This is a genomic window from Mucilaginibacter sp. P5_A4 (assembly GCF_056400605.1).
Genome location: NZ_JBFUKX010000034.1, coordinates 42,259 through 67,938 on the forward strand (window position 1 = coordinate 42,259; position 25,680 = coordinate 67,938).

21 protein-coding genes are annotated in these 25,680 nt (G+C 40.4%); 12 read left to right on the plus strand and 9 right to left on the minus strand.

The genetic code is table 11. From position 1 onward, the window contains the following. Nucleotides 1-99 precede the first annotated feature (99 nt). The gene (locus AC1DQW_RS18685) at nucleotides 100-1,113 is read left to right on the plus strand and encodes a methyltransferase (RefSeq protein ID WP_477455461.1); all 1,014 of its coding nucleotides are present in this window, start codon (nucleotides 100-102) and stop codon (nucleotides 1,111-1,113) included. A gap of 224 nt (nucleotides 1,114-1,337) precedes the next feature. On the opposite strand, the gene AC1DQW_RS18690 is transcribed toward AC1DQW_RS18685, so the two are convergent. Further along, nucleotides 1,338-2,552, minus strand: coding sequence for a PepSY-associated TM helix domain-containing protein (locus AC1DQW_RS18690; RefSeq protein WP_477455462.1), 1,215 nt, complete (start codon nucleotides 2,550-2,552; stop codon nucleotides 1,338-1,340). Between the two features lie 122 nt (nucleotides 2,553-2,674). After that, entirely contained in the window at nucleotides 2,675-5,152 is a 2,478-nt protein-coding gene (locus tag AC1DQW_RS18695; RefSeq protein ID WP_477455463.1) for a TonB-dependent siderophore receptor, read from the minus strand. 174 nt (nucleotides 5,153-5,326) lie between these two features. Between AC1DQW_RS18695 and AC1DQW_RS18700 the strand changes: the two genes are divergently transcribed. Beyond that, nucleotides 5,327-6,640: a polysaccharide deacetylase family protein gene (locus tag AC1DQW_RS18700; RefSeq protein ID WP_477455464.1), complete on the plus strand. Its 1,314-nt coding sequence runs from the start codon at nucleotides 5,327-5,329 to the stop codon at nucleotides 6,638-6,640. 12 nt (nucleotides 6,641-6,652) lie between these two features. Here AC1DQW_RS18700 and AC1DQW_RS18705 read toward each other — a convergent pair whose 3' ends face one another. After that, the gene (locus AC1DQW_RS18705) at nucleotides 6,653-7,069 is read right to left on the minus strand and encodes a hypothetical protein (RefSeq protein ID WP_477455465.1); all 417 of its coding nucleotides are present in this window, start codon (nucleotides 7,067-7,069) and stop codon (nucleotides 6,653-6,655) included. Nucleotides 7,070-7,203: 134 nt separating this feature from the next. Further along, entirely contained in the window at nucleotides 7,204-9,069 is a 1,866-nt protein-coding gene (locus tag AC1DQW_RS18710; protein ID WP_477455466.1) for a CocE/NonD family hydrolase, read from the minus strand. 432 nt (nucleotides 9,070-9,501) lie between these two features. On the opposite strand from AC1DQW_RS18710, the gene AC1DQW_RS18715 reads away from it, so the two are divergent. Continuing rightward, nucleotides 9,502-10,740, plus strand: a complete 1,239-nt coding sequence (locus AC1DQW_RS18715; RefSeq protein ID WP_477455467.1) for an endo-beta-N-acetylglucosaminidase H — start codon at nucleotides 9,502-9,504, stop codon at nucleotides 10,738-10,740. A gap of 147 nt (nucleotides 10,741-10,887) precedes the next feature. On the opposite strand, the gene AC1DQW_RS18720 is transcribed toward AC1DQW_RS18715, so the two are convergent. From AC1DQW_RS18720 to AC1DQW_RS18740, 5 genes are all read right to left on the minus strand, one after another. Then, complete coding sequence (locus tag AC1DQW_RS18720) at nucleotides 10,888-12,078, minus strand: phosphoglycerate kinase (protein WP_477455468.1); 1,191 nt, start codon at nucleotides 12,076-12,078, stop codon at nucleotides 10,888-10,890. A gap of 100 nt (nucleotides 12,079-12,178) precedes the next feature. Then, the gene (locus tag AC1DQW_RS18725; RefSeq protein WP_477455469.1) at nucleotides 12,179-12,613 is read right to left on the minus strand and encodes a GNAT family N-acetyltransferase; all 435 of its coding nucleotides are present in this window, start codon (nucleotides 12,611-12,613) and stop codon (nucleotides 12,179-12,181) included. 27 nt (nucleotides 12,614-12,640) lie between these two features. After that, nucleotides 12,641-13,648: a type I glyceraldehyde-3-phosphate dehydrogenase gene (gene gap / locus AC1DQW_RS18730; RefSeq protein WP_477455479.1), complete on the minus strand. Its 1,008-nt coding sequence runs from the start codon at nucleotides 13,646-13,648 to the stop codon at nucleotides 12,641-12,643. A 110-nt stretch (nucleotides 13,649-13,758) separates the two neighbouring features. Then, a complete protein-coding gene (locus AC1DQW_RS18735) occupies nucleotides 13,759-14,862 on the minus strand; it encodes an MraY family glycosyltransferase (RefSeq protein WP_477455470.1) in 1,104 nt (367 codons plus the stop codon). 76 nt (nucleotides 14,863-14,938) lie between these two features. Then, nucleotides 14,939-15,676, minus strand: coding sequence for a glycosyltransferase family 2 protein (locus tag AC1DQW_RS18740; protein WP_477455471.1), 738 nt, complete (start codon nucleotides 15,674-15,676; stop codon nucleotides 14,939-14,941). 105 nt (nucleotides 15,677-15,781) lie between these two features. Between AC1DQW_RS18740 and AC1DQW_RS18745 the strand changes: the two genes are divergently transcribed. From AC1DQW_RS18745 to AC1DQW_RS18785, 9 genes are all read left to right on the plus strand, one after another. Beyond that, on the plus strand, nucleotides 15,782-16,561 hold the full coding sequence (locus AC1DQW_RS18745) for a polysaccharide biosynthesis/export family protein (RefSeq protein ID WP_477455472.1): 780 nt from the start codon (nucleotides 15,782-15,784) through the stop codon (nucleotides 16,559-16,561). Continuing rightward, the gene (locus tag AC1DQW_RS18750; protein WP_477455473.1) at nucleotides 16,561-18,981 is read left to right on the plus strand and encodes a GumC family protein; all 2,421 of its coding nucleotides are present in this window, start codon (nucleotides 16,561-16,563) and stop codon (nucleotides 18,979-18,981) included. The genes AC1DQW_RS18745 and AC1DQW_RS18750 overlap by 1 nt, the downstream gene beginning before the upstream one ends. 18 nt (nucleotides 18,982-18,999) lie before the next feature. Then, entirely contained in the window at nucleotides 19,000-19,515 is a 516-nt protein-coding gene (locus AC1DQW_RS18755; RefSeq protein ID WP_477419895.1) for a UpxY family transcription antiterminator, read from the plus strand. Between the two features lie 162 nt (nucleotides 19,516-19,677). Next, the gene (gene asnB, locus AC1DQW_RS18760) at nucleotides 19,678-21,465 is read left to right on the plus strand and encodes an asparagine synthase (glutamine-hydrolyzing) (RefSeq protein WP_477455474.1); all 1,788 of its coding nucleotides are present in this window, start codon (nucleotides 19,678-19,680) and stop codon (nucleotides 21,463-21,465) included. After that, entirely contained in the window at nucleotides 21,458-22,576 is a 1,119-nt protein-coding gene (locus AC1DQW_RS18765; RefSeq protein ID WP_477455475.1) for a glycosyltransferase family 4 protein, read from the plus strand. The genes asnB and AC1DQW_RS18765 overlap by 8 nt, the downstream gene beginning before the upstream one ends. Beyond that, nucleotides 22,573-23,436, plus strand: a complete 864-nt coding sequence (locus AC1DQW_RS18770) for an ABC transporter permease (protein ID WP_477455476.1) — start codon at nucleotides 22,573-22,575, stop codon at nucleotides 23,434-23,436. The genes AC1DQW_RS18765 and AC1DQW_RS18770 overlap by 4 nt, the downstream gene beginning before the upstream one ends. A 4-nt stretch (nucleotides 23,437-23,440) precedes the next feature. Continuing rightward, nucleotides 23,441-24,700 carry an ABC transporter ATP-binding protein gene (locus AC1DQW_RS18775; protein ID WP_477455477.1) on the plus strand — a complete coding sequence of 420 codons (1,260 nt, stop codon included), beginning with the start codon at nucleotides 23,441-23,443 and terminating at the stop codon, nucleotides 24,698-24,700. Then, nucleotides 24,693-25,529 carry a class I SAM-dependent methyltransferase gene (locus AC1DQW_RS18780; RefSeq protein WP_477455478.1) on the plus strand — a complete coding sequence of 279 codons (837 nt, stop codon included), beginning with the start codon at nucleotides 24,693-24,695 and terminating at the stop codon, nucleotides 25,527-25,529. The genes AC1DQW_RS18775 and AC1DQW_RS18780 overlap by 8 nt, the downstream gene beginning before the upstream one ends. After that, nucleotides 25,526-25,680: glycosyltransferase family 2 protein (locus AC1DQW_RS18785; protein ID WP_477455480.1), on the plus strand; the 155-nt coding region annotated here is incomplete at its 3' end. The genes AC1DQW_RS18780 and AC1DQW_RS18785, both read left to right, overlap by 4 nt.

Here is a 25,680-nt window from a genome sequence, read left to right on the forward strand (position 1 = left end):
AAAATTCACAAAGCCGGAAACATTTATTATCATTTTTAATGCTCATTTAATTACCAAAAGTTTATTGTAAATTGCTATACCATTATAAAATAATTATTTATGATACAAGAACCCCCTCCTCCGGTTCAATTAATGCAATTGCTTTTTGGCTTTGCTGTATCACGTGCTATTGGTGTATGCGCAGAATTGCGCATTGCCGATCTTTTAAAAGACGGAGCAAAAACAGCCGAAGAATTAGCACAGCAAACAGGTGTTCATGCCCGTTCTCTTTATCGGGTAATGCGGGCATGTGCCAGCGCCGGCGTATTTTCAGAAGATGCTGAAAAACGATTTTCCCTTACACCTTTAGCCGAGCCTTTGCGTAGTGATGCCCAGGGCAGCTTACGGGCTTTTGCAGAAATGATTACTACCGACTGGCAGTTTCAAACCTGGGCCGAACTAACCTATAGCGTAAAAACCGGGAAGCCTTCTTTTGAAAAAGTACACGGCATGCAGGCCTTTGATTATTTTTGGAGCAATGAGAAAGCTGGCAGGGTATTTAATGACGCCATGACAAGCAATAGCGCTTTTTCAAGTGTTGCCGTAGTGAATGGCTATGATTTTTCTTCCATTTCGGTATTGGCAGATGTAGGCGGCGGACATGGTTTTTTACTGGCATCCATCCTTGCCAAATATGGTACGGTAAAGGGTGTATTGTATGATATGCCGGCTATTGTTGCTGAGGCAGCAAAACTGTTAACGGCACATGGCGTATCAGACAGGTGTGAGCTGTTAGGCGGTAATTTTTTTGAAAGTGTGCCTAAAGGCTGCGATGCCTATATTATGAAGCATATTATTCACGACTGGAACGATGAGCAATGTATTACTTTGCTCCAAAATTGCCGTAAAGCAATGCCATACGGTGGCAAGGTACTGGTAGTAGAAATGGTTGTACCCGAAGGAAATGAACCATCGCCTGCAAAACTACTTGATTTACAGATGCTACAATACCTGCCCGGCTGCGAACGAACAGAAAAGGAATACAGGCAATTGTTTGACGATGCCAGCCTTAAGTTAACCAGGGTAATACCAACAATGTCGCCTTTTAGTATCCTTGAAGGAATAAGTAAATAGCATACATTCCTAAAAACGCCTCTAATGAAACACATATCCGTTCGCATTGCGAGAGGTAAAATTTCTTGAAACTCTAAAGTAGAAAACGTTTTGAAAGTTTGTCATCTTGAACGGAGTGAAGGATCTATTCGCAGACTATGCAGGGCGAAGAGGCACGGCGGAGAGTAGATCCTTCACTCCGTTCAGGATGACAAAAAAGTTTTTTTTTTAAAACCATAAAACACTTACACCAATTGTAGCTTAACTATCGGTTTTTTCTTTTTCCGTGTGCGGTTAAGCCACATCATTACCCCGGTTACCGGGAATATGAGCGATAGTAAACAAACTACAAAACTGACAACCTTGGTAGGTAAACCGTATACCGAACCGGTGTGCACGGGCTTCACCAATGCTCTTACACGCTGACCTAAACTTTTAGCGGCAAACATTTGCGCACCCGCCAAACTGCCGCTGTACTGATCTACATAATAAGTATCGGCTGTGTTTTCTATTGCACCTTTGGGTAAAATATTGATGCTATAGGTCCCGGTTGAATCTCCCGGAACACGCACCGTATAGTATTCTGCAGAATTGGTTTTAGCTGCTACGTTTTGCAATGCAGCGTCAACAGTTAAAGCCACACCACCCGGCTGGTATTTTGATTGCGGCGATTTTGGCTGCTCTTTTACAAGTTTTGAACCTGTTATGGCAAACAATGCCTGGTTGGCCCATTTAAACGACATGATTAACCCGGTTAAAACAATTACTATCAAAAAAACCGAGGTATAAAAGCCGGTAACTATATGCAGATCGTGCACTAGCCGTTTGGTACTGCCATCCCACTTTATTTTTAGCCGCTGCCGCATGATGTTTTTTGTTTTTGGCCACCAGAGTACTACACCGGTTATCAGTATGAACAAGAAAAGCAGGGTTGAGATCCCTACTATCCAATCGCCCGCGCTATCCTTCCCGGCTAACAAAAACCGGTGAAGCATCTCGACTGAAAACAGGAACGATTGCCTGCGGTTATATTCGCCCGTTACCTGGCCGGTATATGGGTTTACAAAAACGGTTAAATTGGGCTTTCCTCCCTCCTTGGCGCCTTTACCGGTTTTACCAGGCGCACCTGCAGGTTTACCTTTACCGGTTTGAGCCGGCTTTTCCTTTTTGTCCCTTTTCTCGGGCACCACCACGCCAATCTCCACCGTTCTCCCGGCATCGTTATAAACCATGGCCGAAGCAAATTTTGACTTGGGCGCCTGTTTCAACGCGGCTTTTATCAGCTGTGCCAATGGCATCCGCGTTTGCTGTGGCTCCACATAGTAACGTTTGGGATGCAGGCTATGCTCAATCTCTTTTTCAAACACCAACATAGTGCCCGTAACACACGAACAAAAAATGACAATACCCGCCGCAAGGCTCAGGTAAAGGTGAATGGTGCGGAAAAATACTTTCATCATTTTTAATTATAAAAACCGGGTATGCCAAAGCATATCCCGGTGTATTCTCTTTTATATCTTAACCATAACGATGGGTTTGAAACCCATCGTTATGGTGCACTATGTTTATACAGCTTTATGCCTTAAAAACTATAAGCCAGGGTAGTTAAAAACTGCCTTGGTGGTATTGGGTTGATACTGTAATTTTCGTGGACGTTATAATTTAATACGTTACCTATATTGGAGATCTTACCAATAATAGAGATCTTTTTATAGGTATAACCAACTGAGGCATCAACCGTGGTAAAGCCGGATACATATACCAGTTTATTTGCAGGCTGGGCTTGTCCTTTAGCCGGTACGGTATTGGCATTGCCTGCAATACGGTCGCCCAGGTAATATACCGATGCACCCACTTTAAAACCCTTAAGGCTACCATCATAAAAGTTATAGAAAGCACTGGCATTTGCTGTATGCTTTGGCACATTCAATAAGGGCTGCCCTGCTATGTTGCTGCCAAACGAAGCTGAGGTTTTTGAATAACGGGCGTTGGTATAACTGTAACCGGCTAACAGATCGAGCCCTTTAACCGGATGCCCTGCAATGTCGAGTTCTACACCGTTGCTTTTTGTTTGACCAACCAGTTCTTTAATATTGGTATTTATATTTACGGTTGTCCCATCGGCCAAAAATGGTGCTGTTTGAGCAAGGTTGTTATTGATAATGCGATATGCCGTTACATTCACGGACAAATTTCCATTTAGGAAATCATTTTTTATCCCGGCTTCATATTGGTCAACTATTGATGGATCAAGTGGGTTACCATTAACATCTGAACCAGTATTGGTTATAAAAGAGTTGGAGTAACTGGCAAACAACGCAGTGTTGGTTAGCGGTTTGTAAACTATACCCACTCTTGGAGAAAATGCCTTGTCGGTTTTGCTTTTTGCTGGCGTAGCCAGGGCCGGAGTAGTGTTGTAATAATTGGCAACTACCGTTGGCGCTATATATTGGTATGACCAGCGAATACCTGCAAGCACTTTAACTTTATCTGATAAGCTAATAAGGTCGTTAAAATATGCACCAAAACGATTAGTTTTTGTCAATATCCTATACAAGGGATTCATCACAGGTTTGTCTGTACGCAAATTATATTTATCTACATTAAAAATATTAATTGTATCGTAAACCACAGGTTTTATAGCAGTACCCTGATCCCAATAACTCGACACTTTATCAATGTTAGCCACATAAGTATAAGCAGTATTGTTATACCTATCCGCGTCAACACCTACTAAAATATTGTGTTTGATGGAACCTGTATTGAACTGACCGGTAACATTAAGCTGCCCGGTGTAATAATCTTCCAGTGTTTTTGCCCGGTTCAGGGTGCGTCCCCAGTCGCCGCTTGCATTTGGCAGCACACGCTCGGTTGTTTGGTATTGCCTGTTAAAGTGTTGGTAAGAGATACCTCCGCTTATTTGCCATAAACTATTTATCTGGTGATTAATGGTAGCAGTAGCCGTGCTTTGTTTGGTATTACCGGTTGACCATGATGCGCCCAGGTATCGGTTACGCGGTACATTGGCAATTACATTATTGATTTGCCCAGTGCCAAAATCGGGGGTAAAATCATAGTTCAGGTAATCACCTTCAACAATAATGGTTGTTTTATCGCTTACTTTGTACAGGAACGAAGGGTTAATATACTCCCGTTCGGATTTTACATTATCACGAAAACTGTTTGCTTTTTCATAAGTGCCGTTTAAGCGGTAAGCTAATTTGGAAGATATAGGGCCGTAAACATCAAACGAGGGGCGGTACAAATCATAGCTGCCATAAGTCATGGATACCTTGCCGCCTTGCTCAAACAATGGCTTTTTGGTAACCATATTCAGGATACCGCCGGGTGCAACATTACCATATAATAAAGCCGCGCTGCCTTTTAAAATCTCAACCCGCTCTAACGAACTTATCTCGGGTACCACACCGGAGTTTACCCTAAAACCGTTTTTGAACATGTTGGTGCTCGAAAAACTATATCCCCTGGAAGCAAATGTTTCCTGTGTATTGCCGCGGGCACTGTACAGGTAAACACCATTAACGTTCCTGATCACATCACTTAAACGTAATGATTGCTGCTGATCCAATACATCGCGGCCAATTACGGTAACGCTTTGAGGCAGGTCCATAGGGGCAACATTCATTTTGCCCACGCTCAATTTTTTGCGGTTAATGGTTTTTGTAGATGATATTACTACTTCATTAAGCTGCGCGGCACTTTCGCGCAGTGTGAAATTAACACGGGTGGTTTGGTTTGCAATAACAGTAACCGTTTGCTCTTCACTTTTGGTACCAACATAACTGGTAACTAATGTATAGGTACCTGGTTTAACGTTAACAATGGTAAATGATCCGTCATCAACGGTGGTGGTACTTTTATTAAGGCCCTTTATCGCAACAATAACGTATGAGGCAGCCTTGCCATCGCTGGTTTTAACAAAACCGGTTATTTTACCGTTATTGCCTTCCTCGTCGGCTTTTAAAACGAGGGTATTTATAAATATAAATAGAATTAAGAGTGTAAATTTTTGAATGTAATTGTAGAGATTGTTTGCCATACTATTTATACTAAGTCTAATTAAGGGCAAAAATAACAAGACATTTCTTATTCGCAACTTTTATTTAGAATTAGTTTAAATAAGATAAATAGACCGGTCTACCGCTATAACTATTTCGTTACAAGGCCTAAAGCCCTGCAGATGTAATTATATTAGCCTCATAAACCTGTTTTTATGAAAAAAACACTGCCTATTTTTTTAGTTATGCTGGCGTTTGCAAGCCATTTAAATGCACAGCCCGGTAAAACGGAGATCACCCGCTGGCAATATGGTCGCAACGGCGCGGTTTCCATTACCTGGGATGATGGCTCTATCAACCAGTTTAAAATAGCCCTGCCTATTTTGAATAAACTCCATATAAAAGGCACTTTTTTCATCATCACCGGCCAGATCCCCGGTTCGCAGTATCATGGTAAATTTATTGGTCGGCCGGTAAAAGAGATCATAGCCGAAACAGCATCCATGCCCACCAATAAAAGCAATTTTTACGAGCGGGCTTCGGCTGCGGGTTATTTAGGATTGGTGGGCACACTTGATTATCACTACAAAGCCGGATCGTTAATAGATGATAACAAACCCGAAGCCGCCTATAAAGTGATAGATGAACTGTACAGCAAAGTACGCCATGGCGATTTTAAGCCGGGGATTGAACATAATACCGAGTATAACGATGCACACGGCACTACCTGGACCGAAATTAAAAAGTACGCGGCCCAGGGTCATGAGTTTGCCAGCCATATGATAACCCACCCCCGCCTGGCCGCGCTTGATGAACCAAACATTATGTACGAAATGGAGAAAAGCCGGCTGGATATTTTAAATCATTTAGGCATGCGTTATACCTTTAGCGCCGAGGGCCCGTTTGGCACCGAGAATGACCGTGTAGTGGAATACTTAAGCAAGGTTTACCCCGCCCTGCGTAACCGCATGCCCGAGCCATGGCTTAAGGAGATTAGCCGGGGCAGTAAGGATACACCGGGAAACACTGATAAAGCGTATGTACAATACCAGCGTGGGGCAACCACCAAAACACCGCTGCCCCTGATGAAAGCCTGGGTTGATACTACCATAAACCGGCATGATACCTGGTTGGTGCTTACTCACCATGGCGTAGAAGGCATTGGCTGGGAAGCCCTGCCAGCTACCGAACTGAATGAATATTTTACCTACATCAAAAACCGCGAAGATAAGCTTTGGATGGCCACCTTTGCCGATGTTACCAAATACATGCGCGAAAGGCAAAGCGCGAAAGTACAATCGGATTTAAAAAATGGGTACATAGCGGTAAGCGTAAGCCATCCCTTAAATAAAGGTTTTTATAATATACCACTAACCATGAAAACGTATGTACCTACCGAATGGAAGAAAGTGAGTGTAACCCAAAACGGCAAAAAACACATGGTAAAGGCAATGAATGACAACGGTGGCTATTATGTATTGTACCAGGTAAATGCCAATGGTTCACCGGTACTTTTAACACGAGTATAAGGGGTATCAGATCTAATCAAAAACTACCGTATCCGGCCCGGAAATTTTGCTGATATGGCACGCGCATCCTCCCGCTATTTTTACGATGGCGGTTTTGGTTTGATCGGTGCTTGGATTAGTTGCCGAGACCCTTACATCATCGCCCCCGGTTGAAAATTGTTCCAGGTTATTATCGGTTGCAATTGCTTTAAATCCAGGCGAAAAACCAGGATCAACACCGCCACCTGCAACAATCAATGAATCGCTTCTTAAATTTTTGGCACTAAAGTTTGTTACCGTTACGCCACTACCTGCTTTATTTACAAAGCGTATACCTATGCTTGCAAATTCCTGGGTACATACACTTATGGAACAGCCTGGTTTTTGATGGTTTTTTTTACACGATAAGCAAACTGTAACAAGCAGCAGCAATAATATCTTCCTGGTCATAACGGTGGTTTTATACTATTACGGCTTACATGGGAGAAATGCTACAGATTACACCGCCTTTTTAAAGTATCATTTCTCCAGCAAAGTTCCGCGGAATTTCACTGCTCAGTATGCTTCGTTATTATTTAAATAATCTATTCCATCACCCTAACTTTCAAAAAGCTCGGTTCATTTTTGGAGGTGTATACCTTGTGGGTGGCCTTTTTAAAGTCGATGTCTTTAGCTTTCATAATGTCCTGGAACTGTTGGGTGTTCCTGTCGATAAGCGGAAACCAGGTGCTTTGTACCTGTACCATTAGCCTATGCCCTTTTTTGAAAGTATGCAGCACATCCTGCAGCTCAAAGTTAACCGGGGTTATTTTGCCTGGCACAAATGGCTCCGGTTTATCAAAGCCGTTGCGAAACTTACCACGCATAGCCTCGCTGCGTACCATTTGCTGGTAACCAGACAGGTAAACTTCCTTACCGGTAAACTTATTGTTTTTGGTTGAATCGGGGTACACATCAATAACCTTAACCACCCAATCTGCATCGGTACCCGTGGTTGATACTTTAAGGTTGGCCCAGATGTTTCCGGCAAGCGTAAGGTCCTTGTCCAATATATCTGTTTCGTAGGTTAAAACATCCGGCCTTTGCGAAGCAAAACGCTGGTCGCCGGTCATGTATTCGCGTTTCATGCCATTATCAATGGTATTGATGAATGGTACCGGTTTATTGGGATCTGATACAAATTCATCAAAGCTTTCACCTGTAGCAGGAGCATCAAATGATAATTTGCCACCGGGCAGCAAGTATAAATTCTTTTCGCTGGCCTCTTTTGGCGGCCATGTTTTATAGGTTTTCCATTGGTTAACACCGGTTTCAAAGGTTGATATTGGCTCCAGGTTCAAATCGGTCCCTTTTAAATAATGACTAAAAAAAGCGAACTCAATTTTTTCACGGTAGAACGGACCGGTCGGGCCGCCAAAACTAACATCACCTAAATGGTCACCATCACCACGCGCCCAGCCACCATGTACCCAGGGGCCCATGGTAAAGTAAACCGGGGTTTTAGGGTTTTCCTTAACCAACGTTTTGTAGGTATTAATTGCGCCGTACAGGTCCTCGGCATCGTACCATCCTCCGGTAACCAGTACCGCGGTTTTAATATCGTGCAGGTGATAAAGTACATTTCGGTCCTTCCAATGCTGGTCATAATTGGGATGATCAAGCATCTCGTTCCATAAACGGATGGTATCTTTATAATATTTATCGTTTGAGTTTTTTACCGAACCCATCCGCAGGAAAAAATCGTAGCCATCTTCGGTACCGGCATCAAATCGCGATCCGCGACGCTGGGTTGGTTTATCATCCTGCCTGTTTGTAAAGCCCGGGTAAAAGCCAAAATTGGCCACCAGCATAAATGCGCCATTATGAAAAGCGTCATCCCGGTAAAGATCGGCAATAGGCGCCTGCGGAGATGCGGCTACCAATGCAGGGTGACGACTCAGCAGCGCTGTAGTAGTATAAAAGCCGGGATATGAAATTCCCCATACGCCAATCTTACCATTATTGTTGGGCACATTTTTTAGCAGCCAATTGATGGTATCATAGGTATCGGTACCTTCATCCACATCGTTTTTGGTTTTATGCACTTCTTTTTCAGGTGTCATTTCTTCGTAGATACCCTCGCTCATCCAACGACCGCGCACGTCCTGGTAAACAAAAATGTAACCATCGTGCACAAACAACGATGACGGGCCTAAACTACCTTTATAAGCATCAGCACCATAAGGGGCAACACTATAGGGGGTTCTATCCATCATGACAGGGTATTTTTTGGTTTGATCTTTTGGCACATATACCGATGTGAACAGCTTTTTGCCATCGCGCATGGGCACCTGGTACTCATATTTACTGTAATTGGCTTTTACATAATCAGCATCAGGGCCTTTAGGCTGAGCCTGCAGACAGCAAGCTGAAAGTAAAAAGCAAACAACTATAAGTAGACTTTTTTTCATATTAAATGATTATTGTTTAAAAGTAATTGAATAAAATAAAAAGGACAACCTCGGTACTACCGGATTTATGGATTCCCACTGCTTTGTTACAAAGCCCATGGCCAATATTTTCAAAATAAACTATTAATATATTTTTTATAAATCAATATTTATTTTATAAATAATAATTAACTTGTGTGCAAGTTATACCGATTGATTTTCTATCACTTTATAAACCAATATCCCCCATATACAAATCCCCCAATGTATACGGCTGCCTAAATACCATAATAAAAAAACAATACTATGCCACTAACCGTGCTATGGCCTTGGCTTACCCTCTTTTATAGATACCTCCATATTAATAACCAATTGAAAACATGCCTATGAATCAACCGAATGTTAAACGAGCTTCTACATTTTTATTTGTCAAATTAAAAACAACCAAAAACTATGAGAACAAATTTTAATTTACCGCTACACAAAACATTAACCGCCTTATTTGGCTTACTGCTACTTATTACCTCGGCCTGTAAAAAAGAAAGCGCACCCGCTCCTGCCGAATCGATCAAATCAAACTCCACCTCAAAACTCAATACCAATGCTATTGGTGTAAGCGGACCAAAGGGTGTTTGCTATGTGGAGGTGAATAATAATGATATCCGTAACGTGGGCAATTACTACCTTTCAACCGGTGAGCAGTTGTTTGATATTGCCATTATATTTGCCGCTAATATCAATTACAATACTACAACCCAAAAAGCCGAACTATTTTTTAATACACAGGTAACCAATGTACTAAGCAATAAGGCAACCTATATACAACCCTTACAGGCTAAAGGTATAAAAGTACTGCTATCAATTTTAGGAAACCACCAGGGCGCCGGTATTTGTAACTTTCCCGATCAGGCATCCGCTACCGCATATGCACAATTACTGAGCGACGCGGTTACAACTTACGGACTGGATGGAATTGACTTTGATGATGAATACGCTGATTACGGCAACAACGGAACCGGGCAACCTAATTCAAGCTCATTTGTTTATTTGGTTACCGCACTACGCCAGTTGATGCCTACAAAAATCATTTCATTTTACTTTTACGGACCAGCGGCATCTCGTTTAAGCTTTAATGGTGTAACCGTAGGCTCAAAGGTTGATTACAGCTGGAACGCCATTTATGGCACCTACTCGGTACCAGCAGTACCAGGGCTTGTGGCAAGCAACCTTGGGCCGGCGGCCATTAATATTCAAAGCACTAGCTCATCAACTGCTGCATCACTGGCTACACAAACGGTAAACAATAACTATGGCATTTACCTGTATTACAACCTGCCAAATGCCGACACGCATACTTACTTAAGCAGCGTATCAAATGCGCTTTATGGCAAGGCTACCACTTTTAATACAGGAACACCTGCTGCTGGGGTTAATTTTTACCAGAATATTAATTATACCGGTACAGCAACAGGGAATATACCAAAGGGCAATTACACCCTGGCTCAGCTACAGGCTTATGGCTTTGTTGACAACTGGGCGTCCTCAATGAAAGTACCGGCCGGATGGACAGTGACCATGTACAGCAGCAATAACTTTTTAGGTACTTCATGGATACGTACATCAAACACCTCAAACTTTACTACCCTATTGCCCAATGCGAATGATGTGGTATCATCAGTTAAAATAAACTAAACCTAAAAAGGACTTTTCGGGCAGCTATCAACTACTTGAAAAGTCCTTTTTTAATATGATAAATAAAACAAGTGGATACCTATATACCACCAAGGTATAATCCATTTGAGCACTAAATGGTTATACTCACTAACTCGTTATGATCAGTTAGTCGTTAATAGCCTTCACACCCGGTAATTCTTTGCCTTCCATATACTCCAGCAGTGCGCCACCACCGGTTGATACATAGCTAACCTCATCAGTAAGGTTAAATTTAGCAACCGCCGCTGCAGAATCACCACCACCAATTAATGAGAATGCTCCGTTTTCTGTTGCTTTTACTACAGCCTCGGCTATTGCTTTGGTGCCAACCAAAAATGTTTCCATTTCAAATACCCCCATTGGGCCATTCCATAAAATGGTTTTTGATTCTTCAACTACTTTGCTGAATAATTTTACCGTTTCAGGACCAATATCCAATCCCATCCAATTGTCTGGAATTTGACCGGTTTTAGCAACATCGGTTTTTGCTTCGTTTGAAAAAGCATCGGCGACCACATTATCTACAGGCAGATAGAGTTTTACACCCTTTTCTTTAGCTTTTTGTACCAGGCTTATGGCAAGATCAAGTTTGTCGGCTTCAACAAGCGATGTACCAATACTACCTCCATCTGCTTTAGCAAAGGTGTAAGCCATGCCGCCACCAATAATCAGGTTATCTACTTTATCCAGCAATCTTTCTATCAGTTGGATCTTATCAGAAACCTTAGAACCACCCATAATAGCAGTAAAAGGTTTTGCAGCTCCGTTCAAGATCTTTTCGGCATTAGCCAGTTCGGCTGCCATCAGGTAACCAAAGTATTTGGCATCAGGAAAAAACTGTGCTATAATTGCCGTTGAAGCGTGCGCGCGGTGAGCAGTACCAAACGCGTCGTTTACGTATATATCACCTAATTTCGATAATTTTTCGGCAAAGGCTACATCGCCTTTTTCTTCCTCCTTGTAAAAACGAAGATTTTCTAATAACAACACTTCGCCGTTACCCAAATTCTTAGCTTTTTCAACTGCCTGCGCGCCAATACAATCATCAGCAAACTCAACCTGCTGCCCCAACAAATCGGATAAATGAGGCACAACATGTTTTAATGAAAATTCTTCTGTAGGCCCGCTTTTCGGTCTGCCCAGGTGCGACATCAGGATAACTTTGCCGCCATCTTTTAAAATCTTTTTTATAGTGGGCAATGCCGCCGTCATCCGGTTATCATCAGTAATTTTATAGTTTTTATCCAAGGGCACATTAAAATCAACCCTGATTAGGGCTTTTTTGCCTGCGAAACTAATTTGATCTACAGTTTTCATATGATTATATGGGTCATTATATGTGAGGGCCGCAAATTCAGCATTTTATTCTAAATTCTTAACGAAAAAGTAAAAAAGGTATTCTTTTTCGCCTAAAACTTCATCTTAATTTAACATACATCACATAATGTGGCCCAATTCCGGGCACTTCAAATTCGGCCGAGACGATCTCGAAACCAGTATTATGATAAAATGGGACAGCTTTTTTGCGGGCATTACACCAAACATAATTTACCTTTTGGCCACGCAGGTAGGTAAGTGCGAAATTTACCAGTTGATTACCTAAACCCAGCCCCCTGTATTTTTCAATGGTTGCCATGCCACGCAACTGGTAACCCATTCCTGCAAACTCGCCATAAGTTTGGGGATGGAATGATACTATACATGCCAGTTCATCATCTTTATAAAACCCTAAATGGAAGGCCCCTTCTATTTTATCGGTGGGGAAACGGCATTCATTTAAAGTAAGTCTGCCCTCGCGTAATACTTCATTGCGAATGGCTAAAAGATCCTCAACCTCAGTAAATTTTATCATGTAGTTTAGCTAATAAAATTGAACTATTTAAGCCATCGCACTTTTTAATTTGGCAATTTTCTCAACCAGATCCGCAAGGCGGCTGCTATACCCCATTTCATTGTCATACCAACCTACAACTTTAACCAAACCGCCTACTATTGAGGTAAGCTGAGCATCAAAAATACAACTGTGAGGGTTGTCCAATATATCGGTTGATACTATGGGATCTTCGGTATACTCCAGTACATGTTTCATGGAGCCGCAGGCTGCCTGTTTAAATGCAAAGTTAATCTCGTCAATAGTAGGTAGCTTTTTAAGGCTGCAGGTAAAATCGGTTAATGAGCCGTTAAGTACGGGAACACGAATGCCTGCTCCGCCCAGTCTGCCATCAAGATGGGGAAATATTGCTGTAATAGCTTTGGCGGCCCCGGTAGTTGTAGGAATAATGGACGCCGATGCCGCTCTTGCACGCCTCAAATCCTTATGTGGTGTATCATGCAGGCTTTGATCGCCCGTCATTGAATGCACAGTGGTGATATAACCATCAATGATACCCCAGTTTTCGTCAAGTATCTTTACCATAGCAGCCACATTATTTGTAGTGCAGGACGCATTAGACAATATTGGCGATTGAAGGTCAACCAGCCCATCATTAACGGCCAGCACTACTGTTGGCACACTTTTATCCGTTGACGGGGCGGATATGATCACCTGTTTTGCTCCTGCCGTTAAATGCAGCTGAGCACCCTGTCTTGAGGTAAACTTCCCGGTAGACTCTATCACCAAATCAATATCCAGATCTTTCCATGGCAGGGCCAGGGGATCACGTTGGGCCAATACTTTTATTTTTTGCCCGTTAATGAACAGGTTATCCGCATCAAAACTTACCTCGCCTTTAAAACCCCGGTGTACAGAATCATATTTAAACAGATGAGCAAGGGTTTGGGTATCAGTTAGGTCGTTAATTGCTACTACCTGTATATCAGGGCGTGATAATATATTTCTTAAAAATATGCGCCCGATGCGGCCGAATCCATTTATGGCAATCTTCATCATTGTTTTATAAGGGCAGCAAAGTTAATGAAGATGGATGGCTATTTATAGTTACCTAAATTTAGTGACTTTAAAACTACTTAAAGTACCATCATTGAATATGGATTAATTTAGGCCAAAAAATTGCGCAATGCCAGGCTTTCACGCTCTTTTGAGCGCAGGCAAAAAGTGATGATCCAGTTAGAGGCTACCGAAAATAACAAGATGATCACAATTAGCAGCGAATTGCTTAAGCCACTAAACATAAATACCATTCCTATTGATAAAAAATTAATTACTGACAAGCACAGGGTAGTTTGTAAGTGGTTGAGCCCAAGCCTTAATATACGGTGATGATTGTGATTCCTATCGGCATCGAATGGCGATTTTCCGCTAACTATCCGAAGTGTAAACATTCTTAAAGTATCAAAAACAGGCCCTATCAATACAGCAATTGTTAATGCAGGCGCAAAGCTTATAGCAGGGATGCCAGCGCCCGAAATTTTACTCATCTCGATAAATTTAATGGCCATAACTGCCGATACAAGGCCAATTAACAATGCACCTGTATCGCCCATGAATATTTTGGCTGGTGTAATATTATACTTTAAAAAGCCAATAATAGCACCTGCCATAGCAAATGAAATAGCCGCCAGCTCATATTGCTTAATGTACATAAATAATAAAGCAAATGTGCAGTTTGCAATAATACCTGTTGTAGCTGCGAGGCCATCTATTCCGTCTATTAAATTGAAGGAATTGACAATTAGCATGATCAGCAGTATAGAGAGTATGGCGCTTGGGATATACGGCAGATGAAAAATACCGAATACACCATACATGCTGGTTAAGCGGATATCGCCAAATAGCACTAATATAGCTGCAACCGCAAACTGGATAAGGAACTTTGTACTTGAATTTACTCCGGATAGATCGTCCTTTAATCCCATAATAAAAAGAATTATACAGGCTAAAAGCAGGTAACTGATAGGTAATGCCTTATCAATGACACTAAACAGCAAAATTGTAATGGTAAAGCTTACAAAAATAGCCACCCCTCCTAAACGCGGAATACCGTGATCATGCTGCTTTCTGAAATGGCCCACATCATCATAAAGATGCCTTGAACGCGCAACGTGTAAAATGGATGGAATGGATAGCAAAGTGATCAGGATTGAAAACAATACTATTAAAATATTGTAAATAAAATGATACGAATGTAAAATTTCAATCATATTAAGGTATTTAATCAGTTAGTTTATCAATCAGGGTTTTATACGCGGTTAGCATATCAAAGGTTTAAACTTAAAATTAAAAATATTGCAAGATTTTGCGGATTGGCTTAAAAGCCAACGTAAGCACAGGGAACCTGATACCGTTGTTCCGCATAGCTTTTAAATCAAAGCCCCAGGCTTTGAGCCGGTTTTGAAAGCTCTTATTACTTACCCCCCCATTCAGCATGGCAACCATTATTTTGTTTAAATAAAAACATTTGATTTTATACAGATGCATAAACCTTACCATTAATTCGTAATCGRCCGCTGAACCATATTCAAGGCTATAAAAACCTAATTTTTTAAATAAATCACGTTTGCAATAAAATGTAGGGTGCGGGGGCATAAATCCCCGGTTAAAGGAATTAGCTCTACACTGTTTTGAAACCCACTTACGGGTTATTTTTCCGGTCACATCAACAAAATTCAAATTCCCATAAACGGCGTCAATATCCTGTTGCGTAAATACTTGTGCGACTCCCGATATAACCTGGTCATCGGCCAAGCGGTCATCGGCGTTCAGGGTGCCGATAATCTGGCCGGTTGCTTTTTTGATACCTTTATTTATGGCATCATAAATGCCTTTGTCTGGTTCAGAAACAAAAAAACTGATTGCTGAACGATACTGCTCAATTATTTGAAGGGTATTATCCGTTGATCCGCCATCAATAACAATGTACTCTATATCGGGATGTTTTTGGCTGATAACGGATTGGATACATTGGGCTATGGTATTCTGGGCATTATAAACAACGGTGACCAATGAAATCTTCAAATCTATGAATTGGGAAAATACAAATCGTTAATACCCGCAAATTATGTATTTTTGGATTTAATGCAAAATTATAAAAAATAATATTAAGCAGAAGTTTTCGTCCCCATGCGCATAATAACGTCCATTTTCCCTGTTTTTTTAACGGTTGTAATTTTATCCTCCTGCTCAGGCCGGCAGTACCAAACTCTTTTTGAACAAAAGACTGTCAAAACAGATACACTCTCGCAAAAAAACAATAACGTTTTAAGCAGTTACCATATTAAACCACAGGATATGCTGCAGATACGGAACCTGCAAAACATTAAATATGTGGTTGATGAAGCTCCTTCATCCAACACATTGGGCAGTGGGAATGCCGGTGCCGGTCAAACCTACCAGGTTGATGAAGAGGGAACTGTAGCATTGCCGGTTATTGGCCATGTTACAGTAGCGGGGCTTACACGCGCCCAGGCTACAAAACTTATTGAGGAGCTTTACCGTAAAAGTCTTTTAAAAGATCCTATAATTGAATTAAAAATTACAAATCTGAAGGTGACTTTCCTTGGCGAAATTAAGGCACAGGGGAATTTCCCTCTGGTAAAAGATAATACTACTTTGGTTGAAATGATTGGTGAAGCGGGGGGCCTTACGGATAAGGCCAATGAAACAAACATTAAGATTATACGCGGCGATCAAAAAAATCCGCAGGTGACCTATATTAACCTGAGAGATATACAATCCATAAATGATCCGCGGGCCATCCTTCAAAATGGCGATATTGTGTATATATCACAGAACAAACGCGCTGTTCGCAATGATAATTTACAAAATGCATCAACCCTTACACAGCCAATATTACTTTTACTTAATACAGCTTTAATTGTTTTATCGCTTTCGCGCCGCTAATGGAAGAGACAGAAAAATTTCAAAGAAAACTGCCTAACCAGGAGATCGATTATTTCAAGATAGGTAAAATACTGGTGAGCCGCTGGTATTGGATCGCCGCATCAGTGGGGTTGGCAGTAATTATATCGTATGCTTATTTATGGTACACGCCAAAAACCTACGCAACAGGGGGCACACTAAAAATTGAAGAAAAAAAGTCGGAGGTTTCTGATCTTATAACTGTAATGACAGTTCCCGACCGGGGGCCATCAAAAATTCAGAGTATAACATCGGTGTTGCAAAGCAGAAATGTAATACTTAGTGCTATTAAAGACATGGATTACCGGATAAGCTTCTTTATATCGGGCCGTGTACGCACCTCCGAAACATATCCGTCAAAACCATTAAATATTCAACTAATAAAGTTTGATAGCTTAAACTTTTATCATGATGTGATAAGTTATAAACCAGTTAACAAGCAAATTTTTAGCCTCAGCTATAAAACAGGTAAAAAAGAAATTAAAAACAACTACAGCTATAATATGCCGGTTACTGTCGGCAATACCAGTTTTACCATAAAATACCCAGGTGCTATTGATAACAGCACTATTTATCTTTTTAATTTTAATATCCCTGAAGATTATATAGGCAGAGTACAAGGTGGTTTAAGGGCTGGCGAAACGGGGAAGAACACCAATATCATTGCGTTACAGGAAACCGACTCAAACCCACAGTTTGCGGCTGATGTGCTTAACAACATCATGAAGGAGTATGTGATTTTTGACAGGAACCAGAAAGCACAGTCGGCATCACAGATGATCGATTTCATCGACAGTCAACTCTCATTCCTTTCCAACGAGGTAAAAGGATCGGAAAGCTCGATAGAAAAATATAAAAACAAAACCAAGATACTTGATGTAAATTCGGCATCAACTACATCTGGCGCAAAGGCGGCAGAAATTGAAACAAACAGATCACTGTTAAAAATTCAGATGATAGCGCTTGATCAACTAAGAGATCAAATAACCAGGGAAAAAGATAATGTTACTTTGAATTTTAGCGCGGGGGGAACCGATTTACCTGCGTTAAATGCTTTAATAAGTAAGTTAGATGTATTAATATCTGAACGATCATCGTTATTAAAAACTTATACTCCAAATTCGCAGCCGCTGCAGGATATCAATCAGCAAATATTACAAACCAAACTTACCGCTTTAAATAATATAAAGGGGATCCGCAGCGCTGTAGAAAAAAATATAGCGTATCTCGATAACCAGTTGTCGCAGGTTAACCAAACTTTAATGGCATTGCCGGCAGCCCAGCGCGACCTGGTAAGTCTGCAAAGAGATTTCGAGATAAATGATAAGGTATACTCCTTTTTATCAGAGAAAAAGCTGGAAGCACAAATAAGCAGAGCAGGTATTTTACCGGGTGCTACGGTTATTGAATTTGCGCAGCCCAATTTCAATGCTGTATCACCCAACGAGCATGATATCCACCGGTCGGCCATTATTTTTGGCCTGGCCATAGGCCTCGGCCTTATTATTTTGATCAGGGTACTTAACCCCTATATTTATGATAAGGAAACCATTGAAAGCCTTACCGCAATGCCCATATTGGGGGTTATCAGAAAATACCCCGAACCCATTGATGAAAACAGCAGGCAGGTTTTAGCCTTGAGTAAACCCAGGTCGATATTTGCCGAATCGGTCCGCTCGGTGCGTACTAATCTGAGTTTCCTGGCATCAGAAAAAGCCAGTAAAATTATTTGCATAACCTCAGAAGTTGCCGGTGAAGGCAAATCATTTGTGGCGGTAAATTTATCAAGCACGCTATCGCTTATTGATAAAAAAGTTATACTTATTGGTGCCGATTTAAGACGCTCAAGACTACATAAAACATTTCATGTACCTAATGACAAGGGGTTAAGTAACTATCTTGCCCACCAAAGCTCACTGGATGAAATAATAGTTCACTCCGATCAGGAAAATCTCGATTTTATAGTTTCAGGGCCAGTACCCCCAAATCCATCAGAATTGCTTCACAGCAGCAGAATGCTTGCTTTAATTGCCGCTTTAAAATTAAAATATGATATTATAATGATCGATACAGCCCCTATTGGACTGGTATCAGATGCTATCCCATTGATCAGAATAAGTGATATCAATGTTTTTGTTATCCGATCGGGCAAATCAAAATTTTATGCGGCTACAGTTCCACAACGCCTAGCGCAAGAGTATCATCTTGATAATACGGTGATTGTACTTAATGCTTTTGAAGAAGACCTTTTACATTCAAGATATTATACCACCAAATTTACCGGCGAGACTACAGGTGCAAGATATTACTATTATTCTGATTATAGCGGATACTCCGGATCCGGCTATTATGTAGATGATGACAAAAAGAAATGGTGGGATATAAGGCGATGGTTTAAATAAAATGCACCAATACAAAACATGGATTTAAAGGCAAGTGCAATAACAAAAAAGTGGTATCCTGTTTATACAAACCCACGTGCCGAAAAAAAAGCATATCAAGCATTAATAAATAAAGGCGTTGAAGCTTACCTGCCGCTGCATCGCCAGCTAAAGCAGTGGAGCGACCGCAAAAGATGGGTAGAAGAACCCTTTATTAAATCGTACGTATTTGTTAACATTACAGAACATGAGCAGGCTAATATATTGATGACCAAAGGCATATCCCGTTTTCTGTATTTCATGGGCAAGCCTGCTTCAATGCCCAACCGCCAGATAACCGAGTTAAAGCTATTAATGGCCAGCCCTTATGAATTAGAGATTACCGAAGAAGACCTACAGCCCGGAGAAAAGATTATACTTAAAGCAGGGCCATTAAAAGGAATGACGGGAGAAGTGGTATCACAACGGTCGCAAAAGCAATTGATATTAAGGCTCGAAAGCATTGGATGCTCAATAATTGTACATGTTGCGGCATCATATATTGAAAGATTTTAATTGAAATTGTTGTTTAAACTAAAAGACACTAATAACTGATCCAGATCGGTTATAATTAATAAAAAATGGACTTATATTAAAAAAAATAAGCCATTGTTATATAATAAGTTACAAATTTAAAATGTGACTTACGGGGCGAAGCTGTGAATATTTATATAGAGTATGTGCCGGATTGCGGGAATAATTAATAACCAGTTACAACCGCAACTTATTCAGGAAAGGGTGAAAGCCATGTGCAAGGCGCAGCAACATGGCGGCCCCGATGACGGAGGTATTTTTTATGATGAAAAAAAACACCTTGCATTTGGACATCGCAGGCTATCAATCATTGATTTGAGCCATAGCGGCCATCAGCCAATGGCCGATCTGGGGCAAAAAGTTTGGATAACCTTCAACGGCGAAATTTATAATTATCGGGAATTAAAGGATGAACTGTTAAAACATGGTGCCAAATTCAATTCGGTAACTGATACAGAAGTAATAATTGCAGCCTATTTACAATGGGGCATCGCCGCCTTCGCCAAATTCAGGGGAATGTTTGCGTTCGCTTTGTTTGATAGCCTTAAAGACCTTACCTACCTGGTACGTGATACAGCGGGTATAAAACCGGTATATTACTTAGCCGAAGATGGACAGCTAAGTTTTGCCTCAGAAACGAGAGCTTTTACAGCGGCAGGCATATGTACAAAAAAAGACACCAACTGGCCCATAAGGCTTTTAGCATTTGGCCATATACCAGAGCCATATACCACATTAAAAAATGTTTACAGCCTACCCAAGGGTCATTATTTATGCTGGAATCATGCCTCATCAACCCATGTGATCAATTCTTACAAACAAACAGCATTAAAAAATCAGATCACCAACATTGATGAAGCACGGCAATTGATAAAAAATGCCTTAATAAAAGCAGTAAACCGCCAGCTGATTGCGGATGCGCCATTAGGTGTATTTTTAAGCGGAGGTATAGATTCGAGCCTTATTACACTATTGGCTGATAAAGAAAAAAAGGAGCAGCTTAAAACCATATCTATATTTTTCAACGAAAAAAACTACGACGAGCAGGCATATCAACGCTTGGTTTTAGATAAGGTAAGCGGTCAAAATTTTTCGCACTTAGTAAGGCAGCAGGATTTTGAAACTTTCTTTCCGCAAATCATTAATGCTATGGATATGCCAACTACCGATGGCATTAATAGCTGGTTCATTAGTAAATATGCGCATGATGATGGCTTAAAAGCGGTATTATCGGGCGTAGGCGCCGATGAGTATTTTGGTGGCTATCCCTCATTTAACCGGATACGGCACCTTGGATATTTAAGAAAACTTCCTCCTTTCCTGTTTTCGGCTATTAAAGGATTATTACCCGATCAATATAAAAAGCTTACATTTTTAGCTAATGACCATTCAATAGCCGATTACCTTTTATTAAGAGGATTATTTTCGCCGGCTGATATTGCGAAAGCGCTTGATGCTGATGATAAACAAGTTCGGGATGTTCTGTTTAACAGTTTTGATATTCCTGATCTGGGGCCATATGATCATGAACATGCCTCGTGGTTTGAAGCAAACCTTTATATGCAAAATCAGTTACTTAGGGATACCGATGTAATGAGCATGAATCATGGCTTAGAAGTTAGGGTCCCTTTTTTAGACGAAGACTTTACAGGCATTGTTGAAAGCATAGCACCAGATATAAGGTTCAATAACCGGCAACCCAAAAAACTCCTGATTGATAGCTTTAATGGCCTGCTGCCCGCAGCTGTCTGGAACAGGCCCAAAATGGGCTTTATATTCCCGTTACAACATTGGATGAGCCAATACAGCCCGATAAGCGATAGTACATTATACCACGGCAAAATGGCGCAAAACACCATTAAAAAATTCAGTAACAACAAGATTCATTGGTCAAAGGCCTTTGCGCTTTACCAAATACAAGCGCATGTGTAAAAACATAGTTCTTTTTACTTTACAAACATTTTCTACCACCGGTGGCATTCAGAAAATGACCCGAACATTGGGGCATTCACTATACACACTGGCGCAAACCCATAAATGGAATTTTGAACTCTGGTCTGCCTACGATAAGCAAGATGACCTGATGACGCAATACCTCCCTGCAAGTGCATTTAAAGGCTTTGGTGTTAACCGGATCAGCTTTGTTTTAAAAGCCATAAGCAAATCAACAATGCCGGATGTTATTATTTTAAGCCACATAAACCTGGCAGTTATAGGCTTGTTTATAAAATTAGTAAATCCTAAATGTAAGGTATGGCTTATTGCCCATGGCATCGAGGTTTGGCGCCCCCTTTCATTCCTTAAAAAATATCTTTTAAGCCGATGCGATAAGGTAATATGTGTAAGTAATTTTACCAGGGAGCAAATGATAATTAAGCACAACGTAAGTGCTGATATTTGCAGGGTGTTAAATAACGCAATAGATTCCTTTATGAAGTTGCCCACAGGTTTCGAAAAACCACCACATCTTGTTGCGCGTTATAAACTAAAAGCAGATCAGCCTATTATATTTACTTTAACACGCCTTGCATCAACAGAACAATACAAAGGCTACGAACATGTAATTGAAGTTATAAGTAATATAAAAGAACGTTTTCCAGGTATTAAATACATTTTATCCGGTAAATACGATGCAAAAGAAGAGCTCAGGATAAAAAAACTCATAGCACAGTATAACGTAACCGAACAGGTAATATTAACCGGGTTTATTGAAGAAGATGAACTTGTTGATCATTTTTTACTGGCCGACCTGTTTGTATTGCCGAGCAAAAAAGAGGGCTTTGGCATTGTATTCATTGAAGCCCTTGCCTGTGGGTTGCCTGTTGTTTGCGGCAATGCCGACGGCAGTATCGATGCCATCAGGAACGGCGAACTGGGCCATGCGATTAATGCTGACAATCCCGCCGAGCTAAATGAATACATAACAGCATATTTTGAAGCCCCGTTAACAACCCTTAAACGTAAACACTTACAGGAACAATGTTTATTACATTTTAATGAAACGGATTACATGCAAAAATTACAATTACTTTTAAACGAATGAGTACCCCAACCGAGGAAAAGTGGGATATGGAATTAACTCCGCACAGCAGCTTATTTGATTTAAAACTTAATGATGTATGGCACTACCGCGATTTGCTGATGCTATTGGTAAGGCGTGATTTTGTTTCGTTTTATAAACAAACCATATTGGGGCCGCTATGGTTTTTCATTCAGCCATTGTTCACTACAATTATTTACACTTTTGTATTTGGTAACCTTGCCGCTATAAAAACCGATGGCTTACCACAGCCATTGTTTTACCTGGCAGGTATTACTGCCTGGAATTATTTTGCAGACTGTCTTACAAAAACATCATCTGTTTTTACTGCAAACGCAGGCCTTTTTGGTAAAGTGTATTTCCCACGACTTATCGTTCCGCTAAGTATCGTAGTATCAAATTTAATCCGCTTTGCCGTTCAAATGGCCCTGTTTTTCCTGATGATGGGCATTTATATTATTAAAGGCGCTAATGTTCATCCAAACGCCTACCTGTTGTTGTTCCCTTTTTTATTGCTATTAATGGCAATGTTAGGTTTAGGCCTTGGCATGATCATATCAGCCATGACCACAAAATACCGCGACCTGAGTTTCCTTATCACCTTTGGTATTCAGCTAATGATGTATTTAACTACGGTTATTTACCCTTTATCAGTTGTAAAAGAAAAATACCCCCATTATCAATGGATGGTTGAATATAACCCGATGACGCCAATAATAGAAGCTTTCAGGTACGGTTTCCTTGGCCAGGGGACCTTTACCATGCTGTCTTTAGGCGTTACTACCGTAATAACTACTGTGATACTTTTAGTTGGAATTATAATTTTTAACCGCGTTGAGCGCACCTTTATAGATACTGTATAAATATATGCCCGCCGTAATTAAAGTAGAAAATCTGTCGAAAGCTTACCAGTTAGGAGAAATAGGAACCGGAACCTTATCACGTGATCTGGAACGCTACTGGGCCAAAATACGCGGTAAGGAAGATCCTTTTTTAAAAATAGGTGAAGTTAATGACCAGTCAAAAAAGGGCGAAAGTGATATTGTATGGAGTTTAAAAGATATCAATTTTGAAATAGAACAGGGCGATGCCGTTGGGATAATAGGCCGTAATGGCGCGGGTAAAAGCACTTTGCTTAAAATTTTAAGCAGGGTTACCGCCCCTACCACCGGTTCGGTTAAAGTAAAAGGCCGGATAGCCAGTTTACTGGAAGTGGGGACAGGCTTTCACCCTGAACTGAGCGGGAGAGAAAATATCTACCTTAACGGAGCTATCCTGGGCATGCGTAAAGCCGAAATAAAACGAAAATTTGATGAAATAGTTGATTTCTCCGGCGTTGAAAGATACGTTGATACCCCTGTAAAACGATATTCATCGGGTATGTATGTACGCCTGGCATTTGCCGTTGCAGCTCACCTTGAATCGGAAATATTGATTGTTGATGAAGTATTGGCTGTTGGCGATGCCGAATTCCAAAAAAAGTGTTTGGGGAAAATAAATGATGTAAGCAAAGGAGAAGGCCGCACCGTGCTATTTGTGAGTCATAATATGCAAGCTATTATTTCACTATGTAATAAAGGAATATATTTAAAAAATGGTGAGACTTCATTAATCGGAAGCATTGATGAGGCTATGAAAATTTATTCAAATGACAGAGATCTTACATATTCAAAAAACGTTAAAATTTTAAGTAACGGTAAAAAAGCATGGCTTTCTAATTTCAAAATAACCGACGAGTTTGAGAGTGACGATATTTATACAGAAAAAACAAAGATTGTTCATGTGGAAATAGAATCTACTATCCATGCAGATAATGTTTATATCGGCGTTGGCATAAACAATGTTAACGATGTTAGAATATTAACATTATTCAGCAAATTCTTCAATAAAAAATTCTCATTAAGACCCGGTAAAAATTTGATAAAGTGCAAGGTTAGTCAATTATCCTTAAAGCCAGGCGTTTACAAAACAGAAGTATTTATAGGCAATGACTATGAAACCTTCGATTATTACGATCATGGATTACAGTTTGAAATTTCTGTATCGTCGAAAACCAATCATTTGCTTCCTGATTCCAGTCAGGGTAGTATATTTATAAATCAAATCTGGACTGAAATGTATGATTGAAAAAGATAATTTAGCGGAAGAAATCTTTTGTTTAAAATATGAATTAAATACGCTTGCGGATCAACTGCTCAGACAATCATCGGAACGTTGGGTACCCGGATTTCTTTTTGCAAGAACAGAAAATTCACATACAGAGAGATATAAGTTGGCCTGTGAATACACAAACGGTAAAAAAGTTCTTGATATAGCATGCGGTGTTGRAAAAGGAAGTAACATGATGGGCACAGCAGGTTTGGCTAAGAGTGTCCGTGGGGTCGATATTCAGTCTGATGCTATAAGATACGCTACCTGGCGTTACGGAAGTGATAATATAATTTTCACTGAAAATAATGCGCAGGAACTTGGTATTATTAATGAATTTGATATCGCCGTCAGCTTTGAGACAGTGGAACATTTACCTGAATATAGAAAGTTCCTCGTCAGCATAAAAGATTCATTAAAGGTTGACGGATTACTTTTAATATCTACTCCCCTATCTGCATTTCCAGTTGATCTCCAACCTGACAATCCTTATCATATACAGGAATGGGGATTTTCGGAATTTCAGAAAATACTAGAAGAGTTTTTTGAAATAAAAAAGATTTATTTACAGCTTTACCCATCCACAATTGAAATCCCAAAAGCTAAAATTAGCCTATCACAACGCATAATTAATAAAATAAAGAATAAGGCTTTAGGGATACCCAATTACTCTCCCGTTCAAAATAATACTGTGGAAACAAATAAGTTTTCAAAAATCGAAGTTTTTAACGATCAATTTCCTGTTGCTGAATTGGGTGTTTCAAAACTGGGATATCAAATAATTTTGGCAAAAGTAAAATCAAAATGAATGATTTAGCTATCGTAATTCCCGCTTACAAAAAAGAGTTTTTTGATAAAACATTAAACTCACTTGCCCGACAAACCAATAAATGTTTTACAGTTTACATCGGTGATGATTGCAGCCCCTACGATTTACTTAGTATAGTAAACACATATAA